Below are 13,965 nucleotides of genomic sequence, written 5' to 3'. Positions count from 1 at the left end.
CCGCGTCGCTCCGGCGGGGCACCGGGGCTCGCACCGGTGACCCACAGGGAGCGGGCGCTCGCTGTGCGAGCCATGTGGGTGACGTTCACGGGCCGGGGATACGCTTGCGCGATGCTGTCGGCGGGACCCCGCCGAGGAGGGAGCGGCGAACCACATGCACCGTACGTCCCGAACCATCCGGCCCGTCATCGCCATCATCGGCTCGCTGCTGTTGACCGTGGGACTCGCGGGGTGCACGCTCGTGACGACCCTGGCCGGCGGCGGGCGCGAGACGATCACGCCGACGCCCACGAAGAGCGAGACGACGACGCCGGGGACGACGAACGGGTCACCGAAGCCGACGACGGCGTCGCCCAAACCGACGAACTCCACCACCTCGCCGACGTCGGGGGAGACCGTGACGAGCGATCGCGCGCAGGTCGAGAAGGCGCTCGCCGACGACTACGAACAGCGCTTCGGTGTCGCGGCGACCGTCACGTGCGACGGCGGCACCCAGATCGAGTTCTACGAGGGAATGCAGTTCGACTGCAATGCTCGTGAGACGGGCGGCTCGACACACACGCTCGAGGTCGTGGTCACCGCGGTGAACGTGACCACGGGCGACGTGACGTTCAACTACACGCGCGTCTGAGTCCTCGACCGCGCGTCGCCCGGTTCGACGCGTGTCGACGCGTCACGAACGAGCCGGGCACCGACCGTCGCGACGGTCGGTGCCCGGCTCGTTCGTGAGGATCAGTCCTGAGCGACCGTCAGAACGATGTCCCGCACCTCCAGGTCGTCCGCCTCGACGAACGTGAGTTCGGCGATACGCCCGACCGCGCGCAGATCGTCCGCGGCTCCGCGCAGGGCCTCGATCTCCGTCGCGGGTCCGGCGATCGTCGCACGCTCGACGGGAGTCTTCTGCGATGCCTTGGCCGCCGTCTTCGCGCCGCGGATGCTCGTGAGGGCGCGGCTCGCGAGATCGAGCAGACCGGCGTCGGTCGACTCGGGGACGCCGAGCTCCGCGGCGAGCGGCCAGGGAGCCGTGTGGATGCTGCCCGACTCCGACCACGACCACGCCTCGGCGGTCGCGAACGGGATCACGGGCGCGAACAGGCGCAGCAGGACGCGCACGGCACGCCGCATCGCGACGACGGCCGAACGCCGCCCCTCGCCGTCCGTGTCGGCGTCCTCGCCGTAGGCGCGCTCCTTCACGAGTTCGAGGTAGTCGTCACAGAACGTCCAGAAGAACGACTCGGTCACCTCGAGCGCGCGAGCGTGGTTGAACGCCTCGAGCGCCCCGGTCGCCTCGTCGACGACCGTCGCGAGACGTCGCAGCATCGCCCGGTCGAGGGGGTTCGTCACGGCGGACGCGTCGTCACCGCCGTCGGGTTCACCGAAGCCGAGCACGAGCTTCGTCGCGTTCAGTACCTTGATCGCGAGTCGCCGGCCGATCTTGATCTGCGTCGGATTCTGCGGATCGAACGCGGCGTCGGTGCCCAGCCGGCTGGAGGCCGCCCAGTAGCGCACCGCATCGGAGCCGTGCTTCTCGAGCACATCGGCGGGCGTCACGACGTTGCCCTTCGACTTCGACATCTTCTTCCGGTCCGGGTCGACGATGAACCCCGAGATCGTCGCGTTCGCCCAGGGGGCGACGCCGAACTCCAGTTCCGAGCGGAGCAGGGTCGAGAACAGCCAGGTGCGGATGATGTCCTGCCCCTGCGGACGCGTGTCGAACGGGAACACGAGGTCGAACAGTTCGGGATCCCGCTCCCACCCGCCCGCGAGCTGCGGTGTGAGCGACGAGGTCATCCACGTGTCCATGACGTCGTGTTCGCCGACGAAGCCGCCCGGAACGCCGCGCTGCTCGGCCGTGTACCCCTCGGGCACGTCGGTCGACGGATCGACGGGGAGCTGCGAGCGCTCGGCCGTGATGACCCGGTCGTGGTCGGGGTTGCCGTCCACGTCGAGGGGATACCAGACGGGGATCGGCACGCCGAAGAAGCGCTGCCGCGAGATGAGCCAGTCGCCCGTGAGACCCTCGACCCAGTTCTCGTAGCGGACCCGCATGAACTCCGGGTGGAACCGCATGCCGCGGCCGAGCTCGATGAGCTTCGCCCGCAGCGTCTCGTCGTTCGCGCCGTTCCGCACGTACCACTGGCGCGTCGACACGATCTCGAGCGGCTTGTCGCCCTTCTCGAAGAACTTGACGGGGTGCTGGATCGGCTTCGGGTCGCCGATGAGCTCGCCCGAGTCGGCGAGCATCTCGACGACGGCCTTCTTCGCCGAGAACACGGTCTTGCCCGCGAGCTCGTCGTACGCGGCCAGGCCGCCCTCGGTCGTGATGGCCTCGGGCGGCGTCGACACGATGCGGCCGTCCTGTCCCATGATCGTCCGGTTGGGGAGCTTCAGCTCGCGCCACCAGACGACGTCGGTCACGTCGCCGAACGTACAGATCATCGCGATGCCGGAGCCCTTGTCCGGCTGCGCGAGCGGGTGCGCGAGCACGGGCACCTCGACACCGAACAGCGGCGTCGTGACGGTCGAGCCGAACAGCGGCTGGTACCGCTCGTCGTCGGGGTGGGCGACGAGGGCGACGCACGCGGGCAGCAGCTCGGGGCGCGTCGTCTCGATGAGGACGTCCTCGCCGTCCGGGCGGTGGAACGCGATGCGGTGGTAGGCGCTCGGCTGCTCGCGGTCCTCGAGCTCGGCCTGCGCGACGGCCGTGCGGAACGTCACGTCCCAGAGGGTCGGTGCGAGCGCCTGGTACGCCTCGCCGCGTTCGATGTTGCGGAGGAACGCGAGCTGCGACGCGGCGCGCGCGTCGTCACCGATCGTGCGGTAGGTCTGCGTCCAGTCGACCGAGAGGCCGAGGTGGCGCCAGAGCGTCTCGAACGCCTTCTCGTCCTCGAGCGTGAGCTCCTCGCACAGCTCGATGAAGTTGCGGCGCGAGATCGGCTGCTGATCGGCGGCCCGGACGCTCTTGCCCTCGCCGCCGGAGTGCGGCGGCGTGAAGTCGGGGTCGTAGGGGAGTGACGGGTCGCAGCGCACACCGTAGTAGTTCTGGACGCGCCGTTCCGTGGGCAGGCCGTTGTCGTCCCAGCCCATCGGGTAGAACACGCGCTTGCCGCGCATGCGCTTGAAGCGCGAGACGATGTCGGTGTGGGTGTACGAGAACACGTGCCCGATGTGCAGCGAGCCGGAGGCGGTTGGTGGGGGCGTGTCGACGGAGTAGACGTCGGCGCGGGTGGCACCGTCGCGGTCGAAGCGGTAGACGCCCTCGGCCTCCCAGGTGTCACCCCACTTGGTTTCGAGGCCCTCGAGTGCGGGCTTGTCGGGGATGTTGGCGGGCATGGTCGACATGCGGGCTCCGTTTCGCTGTGCGCGGCACCGAGTCAGGGGTGCCTGGTTGTGACCGACCAAGCCTAACGGAGCCCGCCCACCCGCCGCCCGAGCGCGCCCGGACCGCGAACGCCCGAATCGCGAACGCGCGGACCGCAATCGCCCGCACCGCAATCGCCTGGACCGCGAACGCCGAATTGCCCCGCGAGTCGATCCGGCGCCGCTTCCCGCACCGAAGAAAGCCGGGTTGTTGCTACCGGGCCGCGGGCCCGGTAGCAACAACCCGGCTTTTTGTGTGGTGGCAGTGCGGCGTCCGGGGCAGGAGCGGAGGCGGGAGGTGGTCAGAGCTGGCGTGTGCGGCTCGTCCGGGTGCATGTGTCGGGGCGGGCTGTGGACACCGCCCTGTCCACAGGGATTCGATCGGGCCCGCGGCAGGGTGCGGGATGACCGAACATCCGAGCATGAACGCTCGCATCGAACTTCCCGACCAGTACCGTGACGCGCCCTTCCGATACCGCGACGCGCGAGCGGGCGGCCTCTCGGCCGCTCGGCTCCGTCGTGACGACCTCGACCATCCGCACCGTGGCGTGCGCTCACGCGCGCCCGTGCTCGATCATGAGGACCTGTGTCGAGCGTTCGTCCCCCGCATGCGCCCGTGGCACGCCATCGCCGGCGTCTCGGCGGCACTCGTGTGGGGATTGCCGCTCCCGCCGCGATGGTCCTCGCCGCAGGCGGTCGTCGTCGCGGTGCCGGAGGACCGCCATCCGCCCACGGGCGCCGCGGTGCGGGGGCTCCGACTCCGACGGACCCTGTGGGACCGGGTCGTCGTCTCGGGCGTTCCCGTACTGCCGCCGCTCGCGACGTGGGCGACCCTCGCACGCGTCCTGACCGTCGACGAGCTGCTCGTCGTCGCCGATGCGCTCCTGACGAGCGCCGACAACTATCCCGCGCTCCGCGTCGACAGGCCCCACGCGACCGCCGACGAGTTGCTCGCGTTCACCGCCGCGCTTCGCAACGCCACCGGTGCGTCCGCGCTCCGGGTCGCCGCGGGTCGTGCGCGAGCGGGTGTCGAGTCCCCGATGGAGAGCGAGCTGCGTGGCCGTCTGCTGGCCGCAGGCTTCCCCGAACCCGAGATCAACGGCGAGATCGAGGAGCAGGGGACGGTGCTCGCACGTGGCGACCTCGTGTTCCGCGACGCGCGGGTCGTCGTGGAGTACGAGGGGGACGAGCACCGCAGCTCGGTCGAGCGGTTCCGGAGCGACATCGGCCGCGTCCGGCGCCTTCGCGCAGCGGGATGGCACGTCGTCCGCGTGACGATCGCCGACCTGCGCGCACCCGAACAGACCTACCTGCGGGAGCTGGCGCGCGAGCTCGCGATCGCGTCGGTCGGCGATGCGCCGTCGCACGCATGAAGAAAGCCGGGTTGTTGCTACCGGGCCCGGGGCCCGGTAGCAACAACCCGGCTGGATGTGACGGCGGTGGTGGACGCGACGGTGGTGGACGAGACGGCGGTGGCCCGTCGCGGCGTCCCCCATCGCGACGCGGTCAGACCTCCGCGTTCTCCTTCAGGTTCTCCTTGAGCGAGGTGCCCACCTCGTCGAGCTGCGCGACGAGGGCGTCCGGCACCTTCGGCCCGATCTCCTCGAAGTACTCGCGCGTGACGTCGAGCTCCGCGAGCCACGACAGGTCGCTCACCTCGAACAGCGGCACGAGATCGTCGGCGGTGAAGCCGTCGAGTCCCTCGAGGTCGATGTCGCCGAGCCGCGGCAGGTTGCCGATCGGCGTCTCGACGGCGGGCACCTTGCCCGCGAGCCGGTCGGTGACCCACTTGACGGCGCGGACGTTCTCGCCGAAGCCGGGCCACAGGAACTTCCCGTCGGCGTCCTTGCGGAACCAGTTCACCTGGAAGATCGCCGGGGCGGCGTCACCGAGGTCGGCGCCGATGTCGAGCCAGTGACCCCAGTAGTCGGCCATGTGGTAGCCGGCGAAGGGCTGCATCGCGAACGGGTCGCGGCGGAGCTTGCCCACCGGCCCCTCGGCCGCCGCCGTCTGCTCGCTCGCGAGCGTCGCGCCGAGGAAGCAGCCGTGCTCCCAGTTCTTCGACTGGAAGACGAGCGGCACGTTCGTCGCGCGGCGACCGCCGAAGAGGATCGCGTCGACGGGCACCCCGTCGGGCGCGTTCCAGTCGGGGCTGAGCGTCGGGCACTGCTCGGCGCGGACCGTGAAGCGTGCGTTGGGGTGCGCCGCGGGGCGGCCCGAGTCAGGCGTCCAGTCCTCGCCCTGCCAGTCGATGAGGTGCGCGGGCGCCTCGTCGGTCATGCCCTCCCACCACACGTCGCCGTCGTCCGTGAGCGCCACGTTCGTGAAGATCGTGTTGCGCTCGATCGTCGTCATCGCGACGGGGTTCGTGTCGTAGCCCGTGCCCGGTGCGACGCCGAAGAAGCCGAACTCCGGGTTGATCGCGTTGAGGCGCCCGTCGGCGCCCTTGCGGAGCCAGACGATGTCGTCGCCGAGCGTCTCGACCTTCCAGCCGGGCAGTCGCGGCTGGAGCATCGCGAGGTTCGTCTTGCCCGTCGCGGACGGGAATGCGCCCGTGATCGTGAACGTCCGGCCCTCGGGGTTCGTGACCTGGATGAGCAGCATGTGCTCGGCCATCCAGCCCTCGTCGCGCGCCATGACCGAGGCGATGCGAAGCGCGAAGCACTTCTTGCCGAGCAGCGCGTTGCCGCCGTAGCCGGAGCCGAACGAGATGATCTCGCGCGTCTCGGGGAAGTGCGTGATGTACTTCTCCTCGTTGTGCGGCCAGGCGACATCGGGGCGCGACGTGCCGTCGGCGTCCACGAGGGGGTAGCCGACGGAGTGGAGCGCGGGCACCCACTCGGAGCCGGGCGTGATGTGGTCGAGGGCGGCCTGTCCGGAGCGCGTCATGAGCGCCATCGAGGCGACGACGTACGGCGAGTCGGTGATCTCGATGCCGTACTGCGTGATCGCACCGCCGAGCGGGCCCATCGCGAACGGGACGACGTACATCGTGCGCCCCCGCATCGAGCCGTCGAAGAGCCGCTCCAGCTCGGCCCGCATCTCGGCGGGCGCCCGCCAGTTGTTGGTCGGCCCCGCGTCCTCCTCGCGCTCCGAGCAGATGAACGTGCGGCTCTCGACGCGCGCGACGTCACCGGCGTCGGAGCGGCCGAGGAACGAGCCGGGGCGCTTCTCCTCGTTGAGGCGGATGAGTGTGCCCGACTCGACCATCTCGTCGGTGAGTCGGTCGAACTCCTCCTGCGAGCCGTCGCACCACACCACGCGGTCGGGCTTCGTGAGCTCCGCGGTGCGGACGACCCAGGCGTTCACATCGGCGTTGGCGGACAGCTGGGGGATGTCGGTGGAGGAGAGGGTCGGCTGAGGACTCATCATGCTGCTTTCGGTGGACGGCGAGTTGCGGCTTCCTCAAGTGTCTCCCAATTCTCATCAACGGGCGACGAAAAACCGGGTGAAGAATCGCGGAATTTCACGAAATCCGCATAGGATTGCAGCGGTTTGCGGGCATCCGGCTCGTGATCTTGTGATTCTGTGGAAAAACGCGCGTTCGGCGGCCCTTTGTTCGACGGGCCGGCGCGGGCGCAGGCACCCCCTGGTGCACACGAAGGGAGGTCGGGATGGACGGTCTCGTCCTGGGACGCCGCATCCGCTACTACCGGAAGGAGCGCGGGCTCACGCTCGAGGCGTTGAGCGAACGGACCGGGCTGCTGCCGAGCAGGCTCTCGCTCATCGAGAACGGCAAACGGGAGCCGAAGCTCTCGGTGTTGCAGCAGCTCGCGGACGCATTCGAGGTCGACCTCACCGAGATGCTCTCGGGCACTCCGCCCGACGAGCGCTCCCGGCTCGAGATCGACGTCGAGCGCGCGCAGCGTTCACCCGCGTACGAAGCGCTCGGGCTGCCGCACCTCGCGTCGGTCAAGACGCTTCCCGACGAGGTGCTCACGGTGCTGCGCGGACTCCATCGGGAGCTGGACCGCCGCGTCATCGAGTCGACCGCGACGCCCGAGGAGGCGCGCCGTGCGAACACCGAACTCCGTCTGACGATGCGCGAGCGCAACAACGCGATGCCCGAGATCGACGCCGCGGCCGATCAGCTCCTGTCCCGCGTCGACCACACTCGCGGGGCGCTCTCGCACCACCACGTCGCCGAGATGGCGAAGCACCTCGGCTTCACGCTCATCTACGTCGACGACCTCCCGGGGTCGACGCGGTCGATCACCGACCTCGAGAACGGACGGATCTACCTGCCTCCCGCGTCCATCCCCGGTGGGCACGGCCTGCGCGCCATGGCGCTGCAGGCGATGGCGCACCGCGTGCTCGGCCACCGGCGACCGACCGACTACGCGGACTTCCTGCGCCAGCGGCTCGAGATCAACTACTTCGCTGCGTCGTGCCTCATGCCGCTCGATCGTTCCGTCGCGTTCCTCCAGGACGCGAAGGATCGCCGCGACATGGCGGTCGAGGACTTCCGGGACGCCTTCGGGGTGACCCACGAGGCCGCCGCCCTGCGCATGACCAATCTGCTGACGGAGCACCTGGGGATCTCGCTGCACATGCTTCGCGTCGACGGCGACGGGGCGATCTCCCGCGTCTACGAGAACGACGGCCTCCCCTTGCCCGTCGACGTGACGGGGTCGATCGAGGGGCAGTTCCTCTGCCGCAAGTTCTCCGCGCGGCAGGCCTTCGCGAATCGGAACCGGACGACCGAGACCTACCAGTACACGGACACCCCGGCCGGAACGTTCTGGTGCTCGACCCAGACGGGAACGACCGCGCAGGAGACCTTCTCGATCACGATCGGTGTGCCGTTCGACGAGGCGCGCTGGTTCCGGGGGCGCAACACGAAGGCGCGGGCCGTGTCGACGTGTCCGGACGACGAACAGTGTTGCCGGGCTCCGGAGGCGGCGCAGGCCGAGCGCTGGACGAACCGCGTGTGGCCGAGCGCTCGCGTGCACGCCCGCACGTTCTCGCCGCTCCCCACGGGCGACTTCCCGGGCGTCGACCAGCGGGAGGTGTTCGAATTCCTCGAACGCCACGACGCCGGCTCCCGCGAGGAGGCGTGAGTTCCGGGCCCCGTCGCCCGTGGCCGGGGCGGACTCGGCTAGCCTCTGGGATGAAAGGGGCGGTATGACCGGAACTGCGAGGCGAGGACGGCCACCGGCGGCGAGCCGGCAGTCGATCGAGGACGCCGCGAGCGAGCTGTTCCTCGAACAGGGCTACGCCGCGACGAGCGTCGACGACGTCGCGCGTCGAGCGGGCGTCAGTCGGAGCAGTTTCTTCAACTACTTCGCCTCGAAGTCGGATCTGCTCTGGGTCGCGGTCGACGATGCGCTCGCGGGCGTCGACCGGGCGCTCGAGGAGGCAGGGGAGGCGCCCGCCGCGGCCGAGCGGCCCACGACGGCCGAGGCCGAGGCGTTCGCCGCGGCCGTTGCGACCCTGCGCGACATCGCGGTGCGGCTCGCCGACGAGTACCCGGCCGCGGGCATCCCGTGGGCGATCACGCAGGCGGAACTCATGGGGACGAGCGAGGAGACGCTCGCGACGGGGGCGAGCCGGCTGCGCGCGCTCGAGCGTCGCGTCGTGTCGTTCATGCGCCGCCACGACCCGTCCGGTGACGACGTGCTGCGGGGCGCCTTCGCGGCCGCCTTCGTCGCCGCAGCGGGGTCGGCCGCGGCGGCCTGGGTCGGGGCCGGAACGGAGCGTGGCCCGCTCGGCCCACTCATCGAACGGGCCGTCGAGCCCGTGTGCGTCGGATTCGTCACCGCCGCACGAGGTCACGCGCAGTAGGCGTTGACCTCGTCGATCGCGGTCTTCAGCGTCGAGTACTCGGCGAGGCCCTGCGTGATCGCGTCGCTCTGGGAGATCTCCCCGTTCGACACCTTCGTGAACAGGTCGAGGAGGGCCGTGACGCTCGCCTTCGCGTCCTCGATGTGGCCCTTCAGCTCGGAGTCCTGCACATCGTCGCCGAGGGTCGTGAGCTCGGTCTGAATGGACTGGAGATCGGCGACGGCCCCGGGGATGTCGCCGGGGATCTTCGACTGGATGCCCTCGGCGGTCGTCGAGATCGACTCGATCGAGGCCTGCACCTGCGCGCACTCGCTCACGGTGTCGGCGCTCGAGGTGGCGGACGAGGTCGTCCCGGACGTGTCGCCGCCGCTCCCGGCGCAACCGCCGAGGAGCGCGCTCAGGCCGATCGCGGCGACGAGCGCCGCACCTCGGACGGGACGTGACGTCGTGTTCAGGGTGCGCATGATCGTTCCTCCCCGGCCTCGCGGCCGTTCGCGGGCCACGTGGCGGGGGATAGCCCCCGCAAACGGTCCGGTTGACCGGAGGGCGACGCGACCCGGCCCCGCCTAGCGTAGACGACATGAAACTCCGAATCGGCAGCGCTCTCGCCGCCATCACCCATCTCGCCGCATACGGCGTTTTCGGCTGGGTCGTGTTCTGGTCGCTGACGACCTTGGCGGGACTCGCCGTCGGGCTGTTGCCGGTCTTCGGTATCGGTCTCCTGTTCCTCGCACTGCTCGCGCTGTGCCTGCGCGCGATCTGGCTCCTCGAGTCGTGGCGCGTCTCGACCCTGTTCGACATCGATGTCCGGCAGGTTCCGATGCGTCGGTCGACGCGCACCGATTGGCTCCGGATCCCGAACACCCTGCTCCTGCAGTTCGCGGACGGCAACAACTGGCTCGCCGTGCTGCACGGATTCATCATGACGCTGCTCGGTTCGATCGCGCTCGGCGTCGTCACGGGAATCGGCTGGGCGATCGGCATGCTGTTCTGGCCGATCACCTACGCGGGCGTCGAGGCGCCGTGGGTCGGGCCGATCGCACCCACCTCGCCCTGGATCGTGGTGCTCGGTGTCGTGTTCATCGCACTCGGACTCGCGGTCCTCTACGGTCTCGCGGTCGTGCACCGGGTGATCTCGGTGCCCATGTTCAGCCCGGATCGCGAGCGCGAACTGCGCGAGCAGGCCCAGGCGTCGGAGCGCCGCCAGGGCGAGGCGATCCGAGCCGCCGACGTGGAGCGTTCGCGCATCGAGCGCGACCTGCACGACGGTGTCCAACCGCGACTCGTCTCGGTCGGCATGACGCTCGGCCGCGCGCGGCAGAAGATCGCGACCGACCCCGAGGCGGCGACCGCACTCCTCGACGAGGCGCACACGTCGACGAAGGCCGCGATCACGGAACTCCGACAGCTCGCCCGGGGGTTCCAGCCGGCCGTTCTCGAGGACCGTGGGCTCGACGCCGCACTGTCGGCGCTCGCCGCGGGCACCCACCTGCCCGTGCAGCTCGACGTGCGGGTCGGCGGTCGCTGCAGCCGCGCCGCCGAGTCGGCCATGTACTTCGCGATCGCCGAATCGCTCACGAACGCGACGAAGCACGCGCGGGCGCAGGGGTGCCGCGTGACGGTGCTCGAACGCCCGGGCGGCATGCTCTGGGCGCGCATCGAGGACGACGGCGTGGGCGGCGCGAAGCAGCTCCCCGGCGGCGGCATCGACGGCGTGGCGAACCGGGTCCGCGCGGCCGGGGGCACGTACTCCCTCTCGAGCCCGCTCGGTGGGCCGACGACGATCGAGGTGAGCCTGCCGTGCGCGTCCTGATCTGTGAGGACAACGTCCTGCTGCGGGAGGGCATCGGTCGGCTCCTCGAGGACGCCGGGCACGAGATCGTCGCCTCGCTGCCCGACGCCGCGGGGCTCGCCGACGCCGTCACCGAACAGGCACCGGACGTGGCCGTCCTCGACGTGCGACTTCCGCCGACGTTCACGGACGAGGGCATCCGCGCCGCGATCGCGCTGCGTGGGCAGCACCCGGACCTCCGGGTGCTCGTGCTCTCGCAGTACGTCGAGGAGCGCTACGCGTCGGAGCTCATCGCGGATCGCCGCGGCGGGCTCGGGTACCTGCTGAAGGATCGCGTGACCGACGTCGAGGAGTTCCTCGAGTCGATCGAGACGGTCGCCGGTGGCGGCACCGTGCTCGATCCGGAGGTCGTCGCGCAGCTCCTGCACCGCCGCAGCCGGGACTCGCGACTCGAGCGGCTCACGCCTCGCGAGGGGCAGGTCCTCGCGCTCATGGCGGAGGGCAAGTCGAACCAGGCCATCGCGAAGGCGCTCTTCGTGACGGAGGGCAGTGTCGAGAAGCACATCTCGCAACTGTTCCAGAAGCTCGATCTCGGACCGGGCGAGGACGGCAACCGCCGCGTCCTCGCCGTCCTCGCACACCTTTCACACGCTCGACCCGATTCGAACGGAGCACGATGATGACCACCACCGAACCGAGGTCGGGTGCAGCCGAGGCCGGCACCGACGCGTTCGAGGGCGCCGGTGGCCCGCCGCCCACGTCGAAGGAGGGCGGGCCGACGCTCAGGCGGCCGCACGCGTGGGTGGCGATCGTGGTCGCGGTCGTCGGGGCGCTCGTCCTCGTCGGCTCGTTCACGACCGCGATCGCGAGCTCGCTCAGTCCCGTCGCCTACATCCACACCGACGAGGACGGGTTCTACATCGGCCCGAACGGTCCGGCCGCCGACAACGAGACGTCGTTCGTCTCGACCGCACCCGTCGACGGGGTCGACGCGATCCGTGTCGAGGCGAGCGCAGCGGACGTCGACGTCGAGTACACCGACGTGGACGAGGCGACGGCCCTCATCCGTGGTGCGTCCGCCGGAGGGGACTGGGTCCTCAGCTCGGAGGGCTCGACGCTCGTCCTCAGCGGGCCGGACGACGACATCGGGTTCGGCGGTTCATGGGGCATCTCGTGGATCCGCCTGCAACTGCCGCGCGCCCTCGAGGCGTCCACACCCGATCTGACGATCGCCGTCGGTGCCGGCGCGACCGACGTCACGGGCACCTTCGGGGACGTCGTCATCGACGTCGCAGCCGGCGAGGCGGATTTCGAGGGGGACGCGAACGCACTGACGGCGACGATCGCCGCGGGGCGCCTCGAGTTCGACGCGACGGTCGAGGGAGACGTGTCCCTGGAGGTCTCGTCCGGTCAACTCACCGGCACGCTGCGCGGCGATAAGCAACCGACCTCGATCAGCCTCGAGGTCCAGAGCGGGGCCGCGACCCTCGCCGTCCCCGAGGGCGAGTACGCCCTCTCCGGAAGCGGCGTCGCGGGTGATCGCCAGATCGAGGTCGACACCTCGTCCAAGGCCACCGTGCCGCTCGAGGTCACCGTGGAATCGGGCGCCGCCCACGTCGGGTACAACGCATGATCCGGCGACGGGGAAGCACACGCGCCGAGCGGGCGGCCGGGGCGACCGATGAGGAGCGCGAGCGTCCGGCGGGCGGGTTCGTCCCGGCCGGTGACCAGGCCGCGGGCAGCACCCGCACGGACGCCATCGTGACCGCGACGCTCGGTGCGGTGCTGCTCGTCGGCCTCGTCGTCGCGCTCGGGCTCATGCCCCTCGTCGCGTCGTGGTGGTAGTCATCCGCCGCCCCGCCCTCGACGGGGCCTGCCTCACTCGACGGACGTCGGGACACCGAGCAGGGTCGCGATGCGGGCATGCAACGGCGAGCGCGGCACGGGCTCCCCGTCGATCGCGGTGACGGGAGCGAGCACCCGACCGGACGACAGCAGCCACACGCCGCGCGCGGCACGCAGCTCGTCGAGCCGAAGGGCCTCGAACCGGACGGGAAGGCCCGCCGGCGGCCCCACCTCGAACAGTCGCTCGAGCGTGATCGACGGGAGGATCCCGTCCTGCGGAGGCGTGAGGAGCTCGCCGTCCCGGTCGACGAGCACCGTCGACGTCGGCCCCTCCAGCACGGCGCCGCCCGGTGAGACGAACACGACGTCGTCGGCACCGTTCGCGAGGGCGTAGCGCTTCGCCGCCATGTTGATGCCGTACGAGAGCGTCTTCGCGCCGGGCAACAGCCACGGCATCGCGGCGACCTCGCCGCCGTCGAACCCGCGGTCGAGGGCGAGCACACGCACGCCCTCCCGGCGCTGGCGGATCGCGGCGGGCGCCATCGGCTCTGCCATCACCCATCCGCCGGGAAGGTCGAGGCCTTCCGGCCCGCGGGTCTGCACGAGGCGCAGCATCGCCTCGGGGTGCGTTTCCCACGGCCACGCCGCGAGCAGCGCATCGATCGCGCGCTCGTAGCCCGACCGGTCGGGGCGCGGAAGCGCCAGCATGGCGGCCGAACGCTCGAGCCGATCCAGGTGCGCGTCACGGTCGACCGCAGTGCCGCCGATCGCGAGCATCGCGTCGAACACGCCGTCGCCACGGACGACGCCGAGGTCGTCGGCACGGACGATGGGGACGGTCGGGTCGAGCAGATCGCCGTCGAGGTTCGCGAGCAGATTCGTGCCGGTCATGGCGAGAGCCTATGCCGGGCGGCGTCGAACGGGGTGGGGGTGTGTCCGCCGCCGGTTCGGGGTGCGCGGCCGTCGGGTGGCGTCCGCGCACCGGTCACGCCCCGCACGCCCCGGCGGGGTACACTTCGAACACCGACATCGATCCGGCCATCACCGGGGAGTCTTCGGGAGAACCGGCGGGAGACCGCCCCAGTAGATCCGAACGGGTGGGCCCGTCACAGCCGAGAAACGAGTGGCCGTCCTCGCGGACGGCAATCGGGGTGGTACCGCGTGCGCGAGCACGTCCCCGGCCT

12 protein-coding genes are annotated in these 13,965 nt (G+C 70.7%); 8 read left to right on the top strand and 4 right to left on the bottom strand.

Features of this window, described 5'->3' with window-relative positions; translation table 11 throughout:
* Positions 1-154: 154 nt before the first annotated feature.
* Positions 155-631, top strand: coding sequence for a hypothetical protein (locus HNR16_RS10175; RefSeq protein ID WP_158040569.1), 477 nt, complete (start codon positions 155-157; stop codon positions 629-631).
* Positions 632-732: 101 nt separating this feature from the next.
* Here the strand turns inward: HNR16_RS10175 and valS are convergent, their stop codons facing one another.
* The gene (gene valS, locus HNR16_RS10170; RefSeq protein WP_179558197.1) at positions 733-3,342 is read right to left on the bottom strand and encodes a valine--tRNA ligase; all 2,610 of its coding nucleotides are present in this window, start codon (positions 3,340-3,342) and stop codon (positions 733-735) included.
* A 440-nt stretch (positions 3,343-3,782) separates the two neighbouring features.
* On the opposite strand from valS, the gene HNR16_RS10165 reads away from it, so the two are divergent.
* The gene (locus HNR16_RS10165; RefSeq protein WP_158040567.1) at positions 3,783-4,733 is read left to right on the top strand and encodes a hypothetical protein; all 951 of its coding nucleotides are present in this window, start codon (positions 3,783-3,785) and stop codon (positions 4,731-4,733) included.
* Positions 4,734-4,866: 133 nt separating this feature from the next.
* Here the strand turns inward: HNR16_RS10165 and HNR16_RS10160 are convergent, their stop codons facing one another.
* A complete protein-coding gene (locus HNR16_RS10160; protein WP_377700694.1) occupies positions 4,867-6,732 on the bottom strand; it encodes a phosphoenolpyruvate carboxykinase (GTP) in 1,866 nt (621 codons plus the stop codon).
* A 242-nt stretch (positions 6,733-6,974) separates the two neighbouring features.
* Here HNR16_RS10160 and HNR16_RS10155 point away from each other — a divergent pair, with 242 nt between their 5' ends.
* Together HNR16_RS10155 and HNR16_RS10150 are read left to right on the top strand one after the other, a co-directional pair.
* Positions 6,975-8,420: an XRE family transcriptional regulator gene (locus HNR16_RS10155; RefSeq protein ID WP_158040566.1), complete on the top strand. Its 1,446-nt coding sequence runs from the start codon at positions 6,975-6,977 to the stop codon at positions 8,418-8,420.
* Between the two features lie 64 nt (positions 8,421-8,484).
* Positions 8,485-9,144: a TetR/AcrR family transcriptional regulator gene (locus HNR16_RS10150; RefSeq protein WP_158040565.1), complete on the top strand. Its 660-nt coding sequence runs from the start codon at positions 8,485-8,487 to the stop codon at positions 9,142-9,144.
* Here the strand turns inward: HNR16_RS10150 and HNR16_RS10145 are convergent.
* Entirely contained in the window at positions 9,132-9,608 is a 477-nt protein-coding gene (locus HNR16_RS10145) for a hypothetical protein (RefSeq protein ID WP_158040564.1), read from the bottom strand. The genes HNR16_RS10150 and HNR16_RS10145 overlap by 13 nt on opposite strands.
* 116 nt (positions 9,609-9,724) lie before the next feature.
* On the opposite strand from HNR16_RS10145, the gene HNR16_RS10140 reads away from it, so the two are divergent.
* Genes HNR16_RS10140 through HNR16_RS10125 form a run of 4 tightly spaced genes read left to right on the top strand, consistent with a single transcriptional unit; the run spans position 9,725 to position 12,781 of the window.
* Positions 9,725-10,957, top strand: coding sequence for a sensor histidine kinase (locus tag HNR16_RS10140; RefSeq protein ID WP_158040563.1), 1,233 nt, complete (start codon positions 9,725-9,727; stop codon positions 10,955-10,957).
* Positions 10,945-11,616: a response regulator gene (locus HNR16_RS10135; RefSeq protein ID WP_158040562.1), complete on the top strand. Its 672-nt coding sequence runs from the start codon at positions 10,945-10,947 to the stop codon at positions 11,614-11,616. The genes HNR16_RS10140 and HNR16_RS10135 overlap by 13 nt, the downstream gene beginning before the upstream one ends.
* Positions 11,616-12,569 (top strand): DUF4097 domain-containing protein, encoded by a 954-nt coding sequence (locus HNR16_RS10130; RefSeq protein ID WP_158040561.1) that lies wholly within the window; start codon positions 11,616-11,618, stop codon positions 12,567-12,569. Before HNR16_RS10135 ends, HNR16_RS10130 begins: the two co-directional genes overlap by 1 nt.
* Positions 12,566-12,781: a hypothetical protein gene (locus HNR16_RS10125; RefSeq protein ID WP_158040560.1), complete on the top strand. Its 216-nt coding sequence runs from the start codon at positions 12,566-12,568 to the stop codon at positions 12,779-12,781. The genes HNR16_RS10130 and HNR16_RS10125 overlap by 4 nt, the downstream gene beginning before the upstream one ends.
* 33 nt (positions 12,782-12,814) lie before the next feature.
* Here HNR16_RS10125 and HNR16_RS10120 read toward each other — a convergent pair whose 3' ends face one another.
* Complete coding sequence (locus tag HNR16_RS10120; RefSeq protein ID WP_158040559.1) at positions 12,815-13,672, bottom strand: aminotransferase class IV; 858 nt, start codon at positions 13,670-13,672, stop codon at positions 12,815-12,817.
* Positions 13,673-13,965 lie beyond the last annotated feature (293 nt).

It is taken from the genome of Pseudoclavibacter chungangensis, assembly GCF_013410545.1.
Lineage (GTDB): Bacteria > Actinomycetota > Actinomycetes > Actinomycetales > Microbacteriaceae > Pseudoclavibacter > Pseudoclavibacter chungangensis.
The sequence above is the reverse complement of the archived record's forward strand: the minus strand, read 5'-3'. Positions and strand labels throughout refer to the sequence as shown.